14 protein-coding genes are annotated in these 14,243 nt (G+C 70.6%); 11 read left to right on the top strand and 3 right to left on the bottom strand.

Going from position 1 to position 14,243, the window contains the following annotated elements:
• Positions 1-148 precede the first annotated feature (148 nt).
• The 10 genes from GA0115234_RS26820 to GA0115234_RS26775 all read left to right on the top strand — a co-directional run bounded on the left by GA0115234_RS26820 (position 149) and on the right by GA0115234_RS26775 (position 10,824).
• Complete coding sequence (locus tag GA0115234_RS26820) at positions 149-1,111, top strand: urea transporter (RefSeq protein ID WP_093546686.1); 963 nt, start codon at positions 149-151, stop codon at positions 1,109-1,111.
• A gap of 50 nt (positions 1,112-1,161) precedes the next feature.
• Positions 1,162-1,467, top strand: coding sequence for an urease subunit gamma (locus GA0115234_RS26815; protein ID WP_093546684.1), 306 nt, complete (start codon positions 1,162-1,164; stop codon positions 1,465-1,467).
• Positions 1,468-1,471: 4 nt separating this feature from the next.
• Positions 1,472-2,293, top strand: coding sequence for a cobalamin biosynthesis protein CbiX (locus tag GA0115234_RS26810; protein ID WP_093546681.1), 822 nt, complete (start codon positions 1,472-1,474; stop codon positions 2,291-2,293).
• The gene (locus tag GA0115234_RS26805) at positions 2,290-2,784 is read left to right on the top strand and encodes an urease subunit beta (protein WP_093546678.1); all 495 of its coding nucleotides are present in this window, start codon (positions 2,290-2,292) and stop codon (positions 2,782-2,784) included. The genes GA0115234_RS26810 and GA0115234_RS26805 overlap by 4 nt, the downstream gene beginning before the upstream one ends.
• Positions 2,784-4,508 carry an urease subunit alpha gene (gene ureC, locus GA0115234_RS26800; protein WP_093546675.1) on the top strand — a complete coding sequence of 575 codons (1,725 nt, stop codon included), beginning with the start codon at positions 2,784-2,786 and terminating at the stop codon, positions 4,506-4,508. Before GA0115234_RS26805 ends, ureC begins: the two co-directional genes overlap by 1 nt.
• A gap of 4 nt (positions 4,509-4,512) precedes the next feature.
• Positions 4,513-5,280, top strand: a complete 768-nt coding sequence (locus GA0115234_RS26795; RefSeq protein ID WP_093546672.1) for an urease accessory protein UreF — start codon at positions 4,513-4,515, stop codon at positions 5,278-5,280.
• Positions 5,281-5,311: 31 nt separating this feature from the next.
• The gene (ureG, locus tag GA0115234_RS26790; RefSeq protein WP_093546669.1) at positions 5,312-5,932 is read left to right on the top strand and encodes an urease accessory protein UreG; all 621 of its coding nucleotides are present in this window, start codon (positions 5,312-5,314) and stop codon (positions 5,930-5,932) included.
• Position 5,933: 1 nt separating this feature from the next.
• On the top strand, positions 5,934-6,911 hold the full coding sequence (locus GA0115234_RS26785) for an urease accessory protein UreD (RefSeq protein WP_093546666.1): 978 nt from the start codon (positions 5,934-5,936) through the stop codon (positions 6,909-6,911).
• Between the two features lie 58 nt (positions 6,912-6,969).
• Positions 6,970-8,319 carry an ammonium transporter gene (locus tag GA0115234_RS26780; protein ID WP_093546663.1) on the top strand — a complete coding sequence of 450 codons (1,350 nt, stop codon included), beginning with the start codon at positions 6,970-6,972 and terminating at the stop codon, positions 8,317-8,319.
• A gap of 141 nt (positions 8,320-8,460) precedes the next feature.
• Positions 8,461-10,824: an alpha-L-fucosidase gene (locus GA0115234_RS26775; protein ID WP_093546660.1), complete on the top strand. Its 2,364-nt coding sequence runs from the start codon at positions 8,461-8,463 to the stop codon at positions 10,822-10,824.
• On the opposite strand, the gene GA0115234_RS26770 is transcribed toward GA0115234_RS26775, so the two are convergent.
• From GA0115234_RS26770 to GA0115234_RS26760, 3 genes are read right to left on the bottom strand one after another with little or no spacing between them, the layout of a single operon-like run.
• Positions 10,802-12,238: a lipase maturation factor family protein gene (locus tag GA0115234_RS26770; RefSeq protein ID WP_093546657.1), complete on the bottom strand. Its 1,437-nt coding sequence runs from the start codon at positions 12,236-12,238 to the stop codon at positions 10,802-10,804. The two genes, GA0115234_RS26775 and GA0115234_RS26770, sit on opposite strands and share 23 nt — an antisense overlap.
• A 19-nt stretch (positions 12,239-12,257) precedes the next feature.
• Positions 12,258-12,782 carry a DUF1990 family protein gene (locus tag GA0115234_RS26765; protein WP_093546654.1) on the bottom strand — a complete coding sequence of 175 codons (525 nt, stop codon included), beginning with the start codon at positions 12,780-12,782 and terminating at the stop codon, positions 12,258-12,260.
• Complete coding sequence (locus GA0115234_RS26760) at positions 12,779-13,627, bottom strand: YndJ family protein (protein ID WP_093546651.1); 849 nt, start codon at positions 13,625-13,627, stop codon at positions 12,779-12,781. Before GA0115234_RS26760 ends, GA0115234_RS26765 begins: the two co-directional genes overlap by 4 nt.
• Positions 13,628-13,783: 156 nt before the next feature.
• Between GA0115234_RS26760 and GA0115234_RS26755 the strand changes: the two genes are divergently transcribed.
• Positions 13,784-14,239, top strand: a complete 456-nt coding sequence (locus GA0115234_RS26755; RefSeq protein WP_176729282.1) for a hypothetical protein — start codon at positions 13,784-13,786, stop codon at positions 14,237-14,239.
• Positions 14,240-14,243: the final 4 nt, after the last annotated feature.

Here is a 14,243-nt window from a genome sequence, read left to right as displayed (position 1 = left end):
GCCCTCTTCCGGACTCGAACGGAGCAGTGGAACGCCCCACGGCGAGAAGAGACGTCCGGCATATGCGTGGATGGCGATGAGCCATTCCGCGCCCTGCGGGCTCCCTGACCGGAGCAGACCTTCTCCACCGAGCCGTTGGAGCTCCCCCGTGCCCTTCGCCGAGCCGGCTGCCGTCCGGAAACTCGAAAGCCGGCAACCGACCGCCTTCCTCCTGGCCGCCGTGCGTGGAGTCGGGCAGGTGGATCTCCAGCCGGGCATCTGGACGGGTGCGTTCATCCTCGCCGGGTTGTGGGCGGCGGGCTGGCAGATCGGCCTCTTCGCCACCCTGGGCACCGCCGTCTCGACTCTGACCGCCTACGCGCTCGGCATCGACAGGTCCGGCATCGCCCTCGGCCTCCACGGCTACTCCGGCTGTCTCACCGGCATCGCGCTGGTCACCTCGCTGGGACACCACCTCGCGACCTATGCGCTCGCGGTCATCGGTTCGATCCTGTGCACCGTGCTGACCATGACGCTGACGGCCTTGCTCAAGCCGTACGGACTGACCGCGCTCACCGCGCCGTTCTGCCTGGTCTCCGGGGTCATGGTGCTCGGTGCGCCGTCCTTCGGACGGATCTGGCACGGCGCGCCGAAGCCTGTGTCCAGCACCACCAGCGGGGACACCGCGATCTCGTGGGACGCCCTGTGGCACGCCTTCTTCACCAACGTCTCGCAGGTCTTCCTGGTCGACGCGTGGTACGTCGGGCTCATCATGCTCGTCGGCCTGGCCTGCGCCGGAGTGCGCGTGGTGCTGTACGCGGCGGCCGGCAGTGTCGTCGGGATCGTCGCCGCCTGGGCGCTCGGCGCCCCCACCTCGCTGATCGCCGACGGGATCTACGGATACAACGCGGTGCTCGTCGCCATCGCCATCGGCGCGGTCTTCCTCACCCCCACGGTCTGGAACGGGGCGTACGCGCTCTTCGGCGCCGCCGCCTCCACCGGCCTGACCGCCTCGCTGACCTCGTTCTTCAAACCGTTCGGCGGCCACACCTTCACCTGGCCGTTCATCCTCGTGACCTGGGCGCTCATGGCAGCCGTCCCGCTGCTGCCCCGCTTCCGCAGGAGCGGCTGACCGCCCGGCCCGTACGCACCCCGCCCCGCATCCAGAGGAAGGTACTGACGATGAACCTCGCACCTCGCGAGATCGACAAACTGCTGGTGTACGTCGTGGCCGACCTGGCCCGCAAGCGCCAGGGCCGTGGCCTCAAGCTCAACTACAGCGAGTCCGTGGCGCTGATCAGCGAGGCGATCCTGGAAGCCGCGCGCGACGGCAGGAGCGTCGCCGACTGCATGGAGCTCGGCCGTCATGTCCTCGGCGAGGACGACACCATGCCGGGCGTACGGGAGATGCTCGGGCTCCTCCAGATCGAGGCGTCCTTCGTGGACGGCACCAAACTGGTGTCCTGCCACGACCCCATCGGCGGCTGAACCGGTGTCCGACCACTGCCGGGTGATCGCCGTGTGCGGCCACGAGGCCGTGTTCGGCGAGGCGTTGCGCGGCCGGGTGGGCCCCGAGGTGACCGTCGTGCCCGACGGACGCGAACTGTTCCGGACCGTCGCAGGGCTGAGCCGCCGGGGCGAGGAGAGCTGCGTCGTCCCGATGACGCTCGGCCGCGACCCGGAACTCGTCGCGGACACCGCCCGTACACTGCGCGCGCTGCCCGCCGCCGATCGCGCCCGGACCGTGCTGGCCGAGCCGTTCGGCACCTCCGGGCATCTGACCGCCTGGCTGCGCGCGGCGGCGGGCCGGGCCCCGGACACCGCCGCACTGCTGGTCACCGCCCCGGCCGGCGACCCGTTCGAGGACGCCGAGCTGTACCGGGTCGCGAGCCTCGTCCGCCGCTACGGCGGCCACGACCTGGTCGAGGTCGCGTTCACCGGGGGAGACCCCGATCCCGCGGAGGGGGTCCGGCGGTGCCGGCTGCTCGGCGCGCGGCACGTGGTGCTGCTCCCGGCGGCGTTCGCGGAGCCGCAGGCGCCCGACGTACCCGGCATCCGGGTCGAGAGCGCCGGTCCGCTGATCGTCCCCGCGGCGCTGGCCCGGGTACTCGCCGAGCGGGTGGCCGACGCCCGGCGGCACCGGAGCGAGCGCGGTGACGACGGGATCGCGGCCGGGCTGACCGCCGCCGAGAACCACGGCCACTCCCACACCCACCCACCGGGCGAGGGCCACGGCCACGGTCACGGACATCTGCACACGCATCGGCACCCGCATGTCCATGGTGCGGGCCAAGTCATCAGGAGCACCGCATGACGTTCCGTCAGAAATACATCTACGGCAAGGAACCGGTCGAGATCAACGCCGGTCGCCGCACGGTGAAGCTGACCGTGCGCAACACCGGAGACCGTGCGGTCCAGGTCGGTTCGCACTACCACTTCTTCGAGGTCAACTCGGCACTGTCGTTCGACCGTAGGAAGGCGCTCGGCATGCATCTCAACATCCCCGCGGGCACTTCCGTCCGCATCGAGCCCGGCGGCACACGCGACGTGGAGCTGTGCGCCTACGCCGGAACCGGCCGCCTCGTCGGCTTCAGCGGGCTGCTCAACGGCAGCCTCGCCTCGCACCCGGTCAAGGTCGAGGCCGTCCGCAAGGCCATCGAGCTGGGCTTCCAGGACACGGAGGACGGCGACGGCGGCGGCTCCGGAGCCGCGCGCGAACGCACCGGGACCGGCAAGAGCGCCAAGGGTTCGAAGGACTCCAAGGCTTCCAGGGTCTCCAAGGAAAAGAAGAAGGGTTCGCGCTGATGCCCATCCTGCCGCGCAAGCAGTACACCGACATGTTCGGACCGACGGTCGGCGACCGCTTCCACCTCGCCGACACCAACCTCGTCGTCGAGGTCGAGAAGGACTTCAGCGAGGGCCAGTACGGGGACGAGGTCCTCTACGGAGGCGGCAAGACCATGCGTGACGGCATGGCCTCCGATCCACAGTGCACCAGTGCCCAGGGCGCCCTCGACACCGTCATCACCAACGTCGTGGTCATCGACGCCATGGTCGGCGTCGTCAAGTGCGACATCGGCATCAAGGACGGCCTCATCGCAGGCATCGGCAAGTCGGGGAACCCGCAGACCCAGAACAACGTGCACCCGAATCTGGTCATCGGCCCCGGTACCGAGGCCATCGCCGGTGAACACCTCATCGCCACCGCGGGCGCCATCGACTCCCATGTCCACCTGATCGCGCCACAACAGGCCGAGCAGGCGCTCACCAACGGCATCACCACCCTCATCGGCGGTGGCACCGGCCCGTCCGACGGCACGAACGGCACCACCTGCACGCCCGGTCCGTACAACATCGCCCGGTTCCTCCAGGCGGCCGAGACCTTCCCCGTCAACCTCGGCATCATGGGCAAGGGCAACGGCAGCCTCCCGGAGGCGCTCGACGAGCAGATCGAGGCCGGGGCCTGTGCGCTGAAGGTCCACGAGGACTGGGGCGCCACCCCCGCCGTGATCGACAACTCGCTGAAGGTCGCGGACCGGTACGACGTCCAGGTGGCCATCCACACCGACAGCCTCAACGAGAGCGGCTTCTTCGAGGACACCCGCTCCGCGTTCGACGGCCGCACCATCCACACCTTCCACAGCGAGGGCGCGGGCGGCGGCCACGCCCCGGACATCCTCCGGGTGGCCGGCGAGCCGAACGTCCTGCCGTCCTCCACCAACCCGACGCTGCCGTACACCAAGAACTCGGTGGACGAACTGCTCGACATGGTCATGGTCTGCCACCACCTCAGCCACGACATTCCCGAGGACGTCTCCTTCGCCGACAGCCGCGTGCGCGCCGAGACGATCGCCGCCGAGTCGGTCCTGCACGACCTCGGTGTGATCAGCATGGTCTCCTCCGACTCGCAGGCCATGGGCCGGGTCGGCGAGTCCGTCACCCGGGCCTTCCAGATCGCCCACCACTGCAAGGACAAGCTGGGCACGATGGAGGGTGACTCCGCCCGCAACGACAACCAGCGGGTGCTGCGCTACCTCGCGAAGGTCACCATCAACCCGGCCATCGCCACCGGCATCTCCGACCACATCGGCTCGATCGAGAAGGGCAAGCTCGCCGACATCGTGCTCTGGCCCATCCACTCCTTCGGGGCCAAGCCGAAGATGGTGATCAAGGGCGGCATCATCTCCTGGGCGCAGATGGGCGACCCCAACGCCTCGTTGCCGACCCCGCAGCCGGTGATCTACCGCCCGATGTTCGGGCAGTACGGCAAGGCCCTGCAGGCGACGCATGTCACCTTCATGTCCCAGGCCGGAATCGCCGCCGGGGTCCCGGCCGAACTGGGCCTGGAGCGCAAGGTGCTGCCGGTCAGCCGCACCCGGACCATCGGCAAGCACAACATGGTCCGCAACAGCGAGCTCCCGGAGATCAAGGTCGACCCGGAGACGTTCAAGGTCACCCTCAACGGCAAGGTCGCCACCATCGACCCGGCCGAGGAACTGCCCCTCAACCACCTGTTCTTCCTGGTCTAGGCCGATGTACCGCGACGAGAGCGACATCCTCGGCGACCCCGCCCCGGAGTCGGCACGGACCGACGCCGGGGCACCGGCACCCGAGCCCGCGCTCGGTGCGCTGCTGGTCGGCCTCCAGCTGACCGACTCGGCGTTCCCGAGCGGCTTCTACACGCTGTCGCACAGCCTGGAGGGGTACGCCCAGGCCGGGGCGGTCGACCGGGAGAGCCTCCCGCTGCTGCTGGAGGATCTGCTGCTGCACGGCGTCGGCCCGGCCGACGCCACCGCACTCGCGCTCGCCCACCGGGCGACCCGGGCGGGCGATCCGGCGGCCGTCGTCCGCATCGACGAGCACCTGTTCGCCACCAAGCTGGGCCGCGAGATGCGCCAGGCCGCCACCCGGACCGGCCGGCAGCTCCTCGACCTCGCCGCCGAGGTCTTCGACCGCCCGGAGATCGCCGCACATTTCGACCGGGTCGTACACCGCGAGACCCCCGGCACCCAGGCGGTGGCCGCGGGCGTCATCCACGCGGCGACCGGCGTCCCGGTGCGCCAGGCGGTCGCCTCGGACCTCTTCGCGTTCAGCGCGAGCTTCGCGGGCGCCGCCCTGCGGCTGCGGCTCACCGACCACCGCGGGGCACAGACCCTGCTGCGGGGCGCCGCACCCGTCATCGAGGCGGCCACCGAGGCGGCGCTGCGGCGCGAACTCGCAGACGTCGGCGCCACCGTCTTCGCCTCGGACATCATGTCGGGCCGTCATGAACGCGCCGAGGCACGGCTGTTCGCCAGCTGACGACCCACCCCCCAACGAGCCAGGGAGCATCATGGACGACAACGTACTGCGGGTCGGCATCGGCGGACCGGTCGGCTCCGGCAAGACCGCGCTGATCGAGGCGCTGGTGCCGGTACTGATCGAGCGCGGCCACCGCCCCTCCGTCATCACCAACGACATCTACACGCAGGAGGACGCCCAGCACATCCGCCGCACCCTCGCCGGAGTCCTCGAACCGGAGCGCGTGGTCGGCGTCGAGACCGGGGCCTGCCCGCACACCGCCGTGCGCGACGACCCCACCATGAATCTGGCGGCCGGTGCCGAGATGCTGGATCGATTCCCCGACACCGACACGCTGCTCTACGAGTCCGGCGGCGACAACCTCACCCTCACCTTCAGCCCGGCCCTGGTCGACCTCTTCATCTTCGTGCTGGACACCGCCGAGGGCGAGAAGATGCCCCGCAAGCGCGGTCCTGGAATCACCGATTCCGATCTGCTCGTCATCAACAAGATCGACATCGCCCAGTACGTGCGCACCGACATCGGCGTCATGGAGTCCGACGCCCACCGGGTCCGTGAGAACCGCCCGGTCGTCCTCACCGACTGTCTCACCGGCATCGGTGTCGAGGACGTCATGGACTTCCTCGAATCGCGTCGCAAGGCGCTGATCTGACATGCGCCCCACGCCGACCGCGCACCCCGGCTCGTCGCCGCCCCGGCCGGACCGGCTCGCCCCCGACTACTACACCGCGGTCCGCGTCCCCCCGGCGGTGGCGGCCCTGGCGTCCGTGCCCGACACGCTCGGGCCGGGCTCCCCGGCCAAGGTGGGCATCATCGATCTGGCCTTCGCCGTACGGGACGGGCGCACCGAACTCGTGGAGCGCTACCAGAAGACCCCGCTCCAGATCATGCGGCCGCTGTGGATCGACCCCGCGATGCCCGGCATGAGTTACGTCTATCTGATGGCGACCGGCGGCGGTATCGCCCAGGCCGACCGCTACCGGATGGACTTCCGCTGCGGGCCCGGCACCGAAGTGCACCTGACCACCCAGGCGGCCACCAAGGTCTTCCGCATGGAGCACGACTACGCGAGCCAGCGCGTGCACCTCACGGTGGAGGAGGGCGCCTATGCCGAGTACCTGCCGGACCCGCTGATCCCGTTCAGGGACGCACGCTTCTACCAGCGCACCGAGGTCACGGTCGCCCCCGGCGCCACCGCGGTCGTCGGCGACACCCTGACCGCCGGGCGGCTGGCCCGCGGCGAGCGCCACGCCTACCGGGTCCTCGCCACCGATCTGTACATCGCCCGGCCCGACGGCACCCTCCTCGCCATCGACACCCTGCGCCTGACGCCGGGCGCGGAGACCGGCGGCGTCCTCGGCCCCGGTGTGTTCGCCGGGCACGACCATGTCGCGTCGCTCTTCGTCGTCACCGACCGCGCCCCGGCCGCCGAGCTCGCCGACACCCTCCACACCGCGCTGGCCGGGCTCGGCGTCCTGTACGGAGTCAGCGTGCTGCCCCGCGACTGCGGCGCCTGGGTGCGGCTCCTGGACGACAGCCCCGTCAGGGTCGCCGCCGCGCACACCGCCGCCTGGGACGCCGTACGCAGGCTGCTCACCGGCCACCCGGCCCCCGATCCGCGCAAGCCGTAACCCGTCGCCGACCAGCCCAAGTGCCCCTGCCGCCCCTCCCACGACGAGGTACCCGCCGATGAACACCGCTCCCGCGCCGATGCCACCCGCGTACGACTCCGGTGACACCGCCTGGCTGCTCGCCTCCACCGCCATGGTGCTGCTGATGACGCCGGGACTGGCGTTCTTCTACGGCGGCATGGTGCGCACCCAGCACATCCTGATGATGATCAAGATGAGCTTCGCCGCGCTCGCCTTCGGCACGCTCGTCTGGTGGGTGATCGGCTACTCGCTGGCCTTCGGGCCGGACGTCGGCGGCGCCGGACTCATCGGCAACCTCGACCACGTGTTCATGCACGACATCGGGCTGACCACCCTCACCGGCCACATCCCCACCTATGTCTACAGCACGTTCCAGATGGGCTTCGCGATCATCACGGTCGCGCTGATCAGCGGCTCGATCGCCGACCGCGCCACGATGAAGGGCTGGCTCGTCTTCGTCGTCCTGTGGCTGCTCATCGTCTACGTCCCCCTCGCGCACTGGGTGTTCGACCAGGACGGCTGGATCGTCAAGCACCTCGGCGCGCTGGACTTCGCCGGCGGCCTGCCGGTGGAGCTCAACTCCGGGGTCGCCGGGCTCGCCGTCGCCCTGGTGCTGCGGGCACCGCGCGACTTCGCCCGCCGCGAGGAGCGGCCCAACAACGTGCCGCTCGTGGTGATCGGTGTCGGGCTGCTCTGGTTCGGCTGGTTCGGCTTCAACTCCGGTTCGGCGCTCAGCGACCAGGGCACCGCGAGCGCGGCGTTCATCAACACCCAGCTCGGCGCCGCGGGCGCCATGGTCACCTGGCCGCTGGTCGAGAAGTGGCGGACCGGCACGGTCACCACCATGGGCGTCGTCTCCTCCGCCGTCGCGGGCATGGTCGCCATCACCCCCGCCTGCGGCGAGGTCGACACGCTGGGCGCCGTCATCACAGGCCTCGTCGTCGGGGCGGTCTGTGCCTTCGCCATCACCCTCAAGTACCGCTTCGGTGTGGACGACACGCTCGATGTGGTGGGCGTGCACGGCGTCGGCGGTCTGGTCGGCCTGATCATGGTCGGCCTGTTCGCCACCGCACGGATCAGCGGCAAGAAGGGGCTCTTCCACGGGGGCGGCTGGGGGCTGCTGGGCAAGCAGCTCGTCGCCATCGTCTGCGTGATGGCCTTCTCCTTCATCCTCACCTGGATCATCGCGAAGGCGGTCGATCTGGCCGTCGGCTTCCGTGCGAAGGACGAGTACGAGAGCGTTCCCGGTACGGAGCGGGAGCGCGCCTACGACTTCCAGACCGCCGAGCGCCTCGGCGCCCTGGTCTCCGGAAAGGCCGTGACCAGCGACGACGAACTCGTACGGCAGATCACCAGGCTGCTGCGGGCCCGGGAGGAGTCCAAATGACGGGCCCTGCCGGGGCCGGGCGCCGAGGGCCGGTTCCGCACACGGATTCCGTCAGTCATCGGATGAGTGCGGGGCAGTTGTTTCGTTCTGTCTGGAAGATTGCATTGACAGGTTCGCGTCGTGCTCCAATCATCGGATGTCATGACCGAACTTCCCAGGCGCCATGTACTCGGAATGACGGCAGGGGCGGCAGTCGGCGCCGCCCTGCTCACCCCCGCCACCGCCGATGCGGCCCCGCACCCCCCGGCCGCCCCGCGCACCGGAGCCGGTACCGGGAACGGCGGATGGGGTACCGTTCCCGCCGCCGTCCCCGTGCCCCTCGACCAGTGGTTCGACAACGACGGCATCGACACCGCCGAGGCCCGCGGCGGCGACTTCGACGGCTCCGGCTACACCTTCCCGGGCGAGGAACTCCCTGCGGGGGAACGGGAGATCGGCGGCACCGCCTTCCTCTTCCCCGGCTCCGGGGCAGGCGCCAAGAACAACGTCGTCGCCCTCGGCCAGCGCATCGACCTGCCGCCCGGCCGCTATCTCTCCGCGCTCTTCCTCGCCTCGTGCAGCTACGGCGCCGCGTCCGGCAGGGCCACGGTCCACTACGCCGACGGCACCACGACGACCCCGCTGCTCGGCGGGCCCGACTGGTACGGCGGCAGCGGCACCCTCACCGCCGCCTACCGCTACACCGCCGACGGCGCCGAGGACCCGCACCAGGTGTCCATCGCCGTCAGTGAGATCGCGCTCGACCCGGCGCGGGAGGCCGTCGCGCTCACCCTGCCCACCACCCAGCCCGCCGAGGCGAACAAGTCCTCCCTGCACATCTTCGCCCTCTCGCTCCAACCGGCCGCCCAGGGCAGGGCGTTGGCGCTGCGCGACGCCCACTCCACCACCTCGTTGCTGGACTCCGGCGCCCAGAGCGTCGAGGCCACCGTCGTCAACGCGGGCACGGTCGGCATCCTCGCCGCCGACGGCCTCACCCTCTCCGTAAACGTACCGGGAGCCCGGACCGTCGTACCCGCCCGTGTCAGCCGCCTCGCCCCTGGAGAGCAGGCCCGCGTCCGGATCGGTATCCGCAGCAGACCCGGCACCCCGCCCGGCACCGCCCAGGACGGCGACGTTGTCGCCCGCGGCCGGGGAGCGCGGGCGGCCACGGTCCGGCGCTCGCTCACCCTCGGCGTTCCCGACTACGCGCCGACGGACGCCTCGCTCTCCACCCACCAGGCGCCGTACTGGTTCCAGCAGGCGAAGTTCGGGATCTTCATCCACTGGGGCGTCTACTCGGTCCCGGCCTGGGCGCCGGTCGGCACGCAGTACGCGGAGTGGTACTGGAACCAGATGCAGGACCCCAACAACCCCACCTACGCCCATCACCGCGACACCTACGGCGAGTCCTTCGCCTATGACGACTTCATCCCGCGGTTCCGCGCCGAGCGCTTCGACCCGCGTTCCTGGGTGGAGCTGTTCCGGGACGCCGGCGCCCAGTACCACGTGCTCACCTCCAAGCACCACGAGGGCTTCGCGCTCTGGGACACCAAGCTCTCGGACCGCAACGCGGTGAAGATGGGCCCCCGCCGCGACCTGGTCAAGGAGCTCTTCGACGCCTCGCGCCGCTACACCCCCGAACTCCACCCCGGGCTGTACTTCTCCATGCCCGAATGGTTCAACCCCGACCACCCGTGGATGGGCCACGCCCCGCGCAACCCGTACACCCTGGAGCCGGTCCCGTACACCGGGCACACGGCGGGCAAGGACTACGTCACCGAGTTCCAGGGCCCGCAGATGCTGGAGCTGGTCCACGGGTACGACCCCGAGATCCTCTGGTGCGACATCGGCGGCGACAACGACAGCCACCGGGTGCTGGCCGAGTTCTTCAACCACGCGAAGAACCGGGCCCGTCCGATCGAGGTCACCGTCAACAACCGCTCCGGGATCGGGCCGTACGACTTCACCACGCCCGAGTACACGACGTACGACCAGATCGTCACCGCCAAGTGGGAGTCCAGCCGCGGCCTCGATCCGTTCAGCTACGGCTACAACGCCCAGACACCGGACGAGAAGTACATGACGGCCGAGGAGGTCGTGCACTCGCTCGTCGACATCGTCTCCAAGAACGGCAACTTCCTGCTGGACATCGGGCCCAGGGCCGACGGCACGATCCCCGACATCATGCAGCGCAGGCTGCGCGAGACGGGGGAGTGGCTGAAGACCAACGGGGAGGCGATCTACGACACCACGTACTGGTCACGGATGCCGCAGCTCGGCGAGGACCTGCGCTTCACCGTGCGGCCGAACCGGGCGTTCTACATCCACTCCCTGGCACGGCCGGGCGCGAGCCTCACCGTCGAGGCGCCGGTGCCGGTCCGCGGCGGTGACCGGATCACCCTGCTCGGTCACGACCGGCCGCTCAACTGGCGCGTCCGGGGCGACTCGCTGGTGATCGACGTGCCGGCGGCGGCCCGCAGGACCGGGAAGCACGCCTGGGTGTTCAAGATCGCCTGGTCGGGCTGAGCGGGGAAGGGCCGAGCGAGACGGGGCGCATGAAGTCCCGCACGTAGGTGCGGTGCCACCAGCGTCCGGTGGTCCGCAGTTCGCGCCAGGTGGTGTACCGGTAGCGGTACACCCCGGCGCGGACGTACGCGGGCGGGGCCTCGGGGAACGGGTTGTGACGCAGCAGCCGCAGGGTGTCCCGGTCGTTCTCCAGCAGCCGCTCCGCGAACGGGCCGAACCAGGGACGGGCGTACGCGGGGGACAGCGCCGCGAACCACATCAGCCAGTCCAGCCGCAGATGGTACGGGGCGAACTGGCGGGGCATCCGGCGCGGATCGCCCGGCTTGCCCCGGAAGCCGTACTCCCGCCACACGGTGCCGTCGTGGAGCACCCGCTCGTCCGTGCCCTCGACCACCACCTCCAGCCGGACCCGGCTGATGCTGCCGAACGCGCCATAGGTGTTGACCAGGTGCAGCGGGTCGAACGAGCGGTTCATCACCTGGCGCCGGGAGACCAGATTGAGCGCCGGGCGGTAGCTGAGGAACACGACCAGCGCGGTCACGGCGAGGACGACGATCTCGTACCAGAGCGGCGGCGCGGACTGGGCGGGCGGCGCGGTGAACAGGGACCAGTCGACCGCGGACAGGGCCAGGGTGATCGTCAGCCAGTTCAGCCAGGCGAAGTTCCCCGAGAAGACCAGCCACAGCTGGGTGAGGATCATCAGCCCGGCGGCCGCGCTCGCCACCGGCTGCGGTGTGAAGAGGAGCACCGGCACCAGGAGTTGGGTGACATGGTTGGCCGCCACCTCGGCCCGGTGGACAGGCCTGGGCAGCCGGTGGAAGAACCAGCTCAGCGGCCCCGGCATCGGCTGGGTCTCGTGGTGGAAGTACAGACACGTCAGCTTGCGCCAGCACTCGTCGCCGCGGATCTTGATCAGCCCGGCGCCGAACTCGACCCGGAACAGCACCCAGCGCAGCAGCCACAGCACCAGCACCGGCGGAGCCGTGTGCCCGTTGCCGAGGAAGACGGCGAGGAATCCGGTCTCCAGCAGCAGCGACTCCCAGCCGAAGCCGTACCAGGTCTGGCCGACCTGGACGATCGACAGATAGAGCGCCCAGGGCAGCGCCCAGAGCACCATCGCCGCCCAGAGCGGAAGGTACGAGTCCGCGCCTGCGAGCAGGGCGACGGCGATCGCGACGCCGGTCCAGGCGACGAAGGCGAAGAAGCGGTCGGAGTAGTGGAGCCGGAAGAGCCCGGGGCCGTCGCGCCAGTCCGTACGCCGCAGGAAGTCGGGTACGGGCAGCATGCCGCGTTCACCGATCAGCGCCCGGAACTGGAGCGCGGCGGTGAGAAAGGCGACCAGATAGACAGCGGCGAGAGCCCGCTGGAAGACCAGCCGGCTGAGCCAGTACCCGTCTGCGGTGAACCACTCCATCGCTTCCAGTATCGGCGATTCAGCCCCGTCCGCCGCGCTCCTCGTCCACGATGCGACGGAGCGTGCCGCCCAGCCGCCGGGCGTACAGCCGCTGGAGCACCGGTACGACGGGCCCGGCCAGCCGGGTGTACCAGGCGGCCGGGCGACTGAACGCCATGACGGTGAACCACACCGTCCCGTCGTCGGCCAGCTCCGCCACGAAGCACTCCTCGCCGCGTTCCGGGTGCCGGACCTCGGTCCCGTAGGCGAACCCGACGCGGTCCTGCTCGTACGCGGTCCAGACGACCTGGCAGGGCGCGGTGAACCGGATCGGGCCGATGCCCAGCGACACCCGGACGCGTACTCCGTCCCCGGCGCGGGGCGCCGAGGCGCGGACCCGGGCTCCGCTGGTGCGGTGCATGCGCCATTCGGTGATCGCCGCGCCCGCCGCTTCGAGGTCGGCCCGGCCGCGCCCGACCGGGGCCCGGTGGTGGAGGTGGTGGTACCCGGTGGGGAGCGGGCCGAGGCGGGTGGCGCCGACCTCGGAGTAGCTGAGGGAGCTCATGTGGTCCTGCTTTCTGCGGGGTCGGTGCGGTCGCGCAGCCGCTGCCAGGCGAGCACCGAGCAGAGCGCGAAGCCCAGCGCGTTGCCGAGTCCGTGGGTGGCGGCCATCCAGGCCAGAGTGGGATGCGGGAGTCCGGTGGCCTCGCCGAGTGCCCAGCTCAGGGCGAGCACCATGGTGACGGCGAGCACGATGGACGAGACGGCGAGCAGCGTCCGGGTGGTCCGGTCCCGCTGCCCGGTACGGACCGACCGCCAGGTGAGGACGGCGACGGTCCACATCCCCGCCGTCAGTACGGCCGCGCCGGCCAGTTCGGCCCAGTCCCCGATGAAGTAGCCGATCAGGACGAGCAGGGTGCCCAGCGGAACGCTCAGCGCGGCGAACCTTCCCGCGACGCTGTCGGCGACCCGGCAGACGAGCCCCGCGACCAGCGCGGCGGCGAATCCGGCGAAGTGGAAGTGCGGCACGGTCAGCGCGAGGATGCCGAGCCCGAAGCCGAAGAGCGTGTGCCCCGAGCGTTCGGCGACCAGCGCGAGGGCCGCGACCGAGGGGGTGACCAGGGCGGTGAGCAAGGCGATCTCGGCGGGTGCCGTGGACCTCGACGGACTCCTGCGGAGCAGCCGGTGCGGGGCGTGCAGGGCGAGGAGTGCGGTGCCGAGCGCGTAACAGACCGCGAGGGCGGTGGCGGCGGTGCCGCGCGGCAGCCACAGCGAGACGGCGCCGGGAACGGCGAAGAGCGGCCACAGTCGCCGGATCCGGTCCAGTTCGGCCGCACCGGTCAGCCGCAGTCCTGCGGGGACCACCACCAGCATGCCCAGCATCACGATTGAACTGACCAGTACGGACATCGCCGCCCCCCGACTTGAACGTGTTCAACTGTGCTCGGCGCCGACTCTACGAGCTTTCTTGAACGTGTTCAAGCGGGGGTGTGCGAGGGCGGGGAGGAGCTGTGCGTGCGAAGGGCGGGAGGGGAAGGCCCAGGCGCCGATGGCAGGATGCCCGGCATGGAGATCATCCCTGGACGCGGCGTCGCCCTCGCCATGATCGGCGACCACCGGACCCGGGTCGAGGAGCGCGTCGGCCGACCGGGCCTCGGCCCCGCCGCCGTCCGCCCTGCCGTGTACGACACCACACCGAAGCTCGTGATCACCTACGCACCCGACGACACCGTGGAACTCGTCGAGATCGGCTACAGCGGGCAGGGCGGCGAGGCCGAGGCGAGTTGCGACGGGGTCCAGCTGACCCACCGGCTGATCGACGATGTCGTCGCCGAACTGCACGCCAAGGGGTACACCAGCACGCCGTGCGACATCGGCTACGACTTCCACGCCGGGTTCTCCGTCTGGTCCATGCGCGTGCTGGAGGCGCGTGAGGTGGACCCGACGGCCGGGGAGGACGACCCGAGGTGTGTCGTCGAGGGCGTGTCCGTGGCACCGTACGGCTACTTCGGCGGCGAGTAGCGTA

This window comes from Streptomyces sp. DvalAA-43, from assembly GCF_900091725.1.
GTDB lineage: Bacteria > Actinomycetota > Actinomycetes > Streptomycetales > Streptomycetaceae > Streptomyces > Streptomyces pulveraceus.
The sequence above is the reverse complement of the archived record's forward strand: the minus strand, read 5'-3'. Positions and strand labels throughout refer to the sequence as shown.

Bases quoted from the DNA above. Each gene is read 5' to 3' on its own strand.
- GA0115234_RS26815 (WP_093546684.1), top strand. From the start codon at position 1,162: ATGAACCTCGCACCTCGCGAGATCGACAAACTGCTGGTGTACGTCGTG.
- GA0115234_RS26805 (WP_093546678.1), top strand. From the start codon at position 2,290: ATGACGTTCCGTCAGAAATACATCTACGGCAAGGAACCGGTCGAGATC.
- ureC (WP_093546675.1), top strand. From the start codon at position 2,784: ATGCCCATCCTGCCGCGCAAGCAGTACACCGACATGTTCGGACCGACG.
- GA0115234_RS26795 (WP_093546672.1), top strand. From the start codon at position 4,513: ATGTACCGCGACGAGAGCGACATCCTCGGCGACCCCGCCCCGGAGTCG.
- ureG (WP_093546669.1), top strand. From the start codon at position 5,312: ATGGACGACAACGTACTGCGGGTCGGCATCGGCGGACCGGTCGGCTCC.
- GA0115234_RS26785 (WP_093546666.1), top strand. From the start codon at position 5,934: ATGCGCCCCACGCCGACCGCGCACCCCGGCTCGTCGCCGCCCCGGCCG.
- GA0115234_RS26780 (WP_093546663.1), top strand. From the start codon at position 6,970: ATGAACACCGCTCCCGCGCCGATGCCACCCGCGTACGACTCCGGTGAC.
- GA0115234_RS26775 (WP_093546660.1), top strand. From the start codon at position 8,461: ATGACCGAACTTCCCAGGCGCCATGTACTCGGAATGACGGCAGGGGCG.
- GA0115234_RS26770 (WP_093546657.1), bottom strand. From the start codon at position 12,238: ATGGAGTGGTTCACCGCAGACGGGTACTGGCTCAGCCGGCTGGTCTTC.
- GA0115234_RS26765 (WP_093546654.1), bottom strand. From the start codon at position 12,782: ATGAGCTCCCTCAGCTACTCCGAGGTCGGCGCCACCCGCCTCGGCCCG.
- GA0115234_RS26760 (WP_093546651.1), bottom strand. From the start codon at position 13,627: ATGTCCGTACTGGTCAGTTCAATCGTGATGCTGGGCATGCTGGTGGTG.
- GA0115234_RS26755 (WP_176729282.1), top strand. From the start codon at position 13,784: ATGGAGATCATCCCTGGACGCGGCGTCGCCCTCGCCATGATCGGCGAC.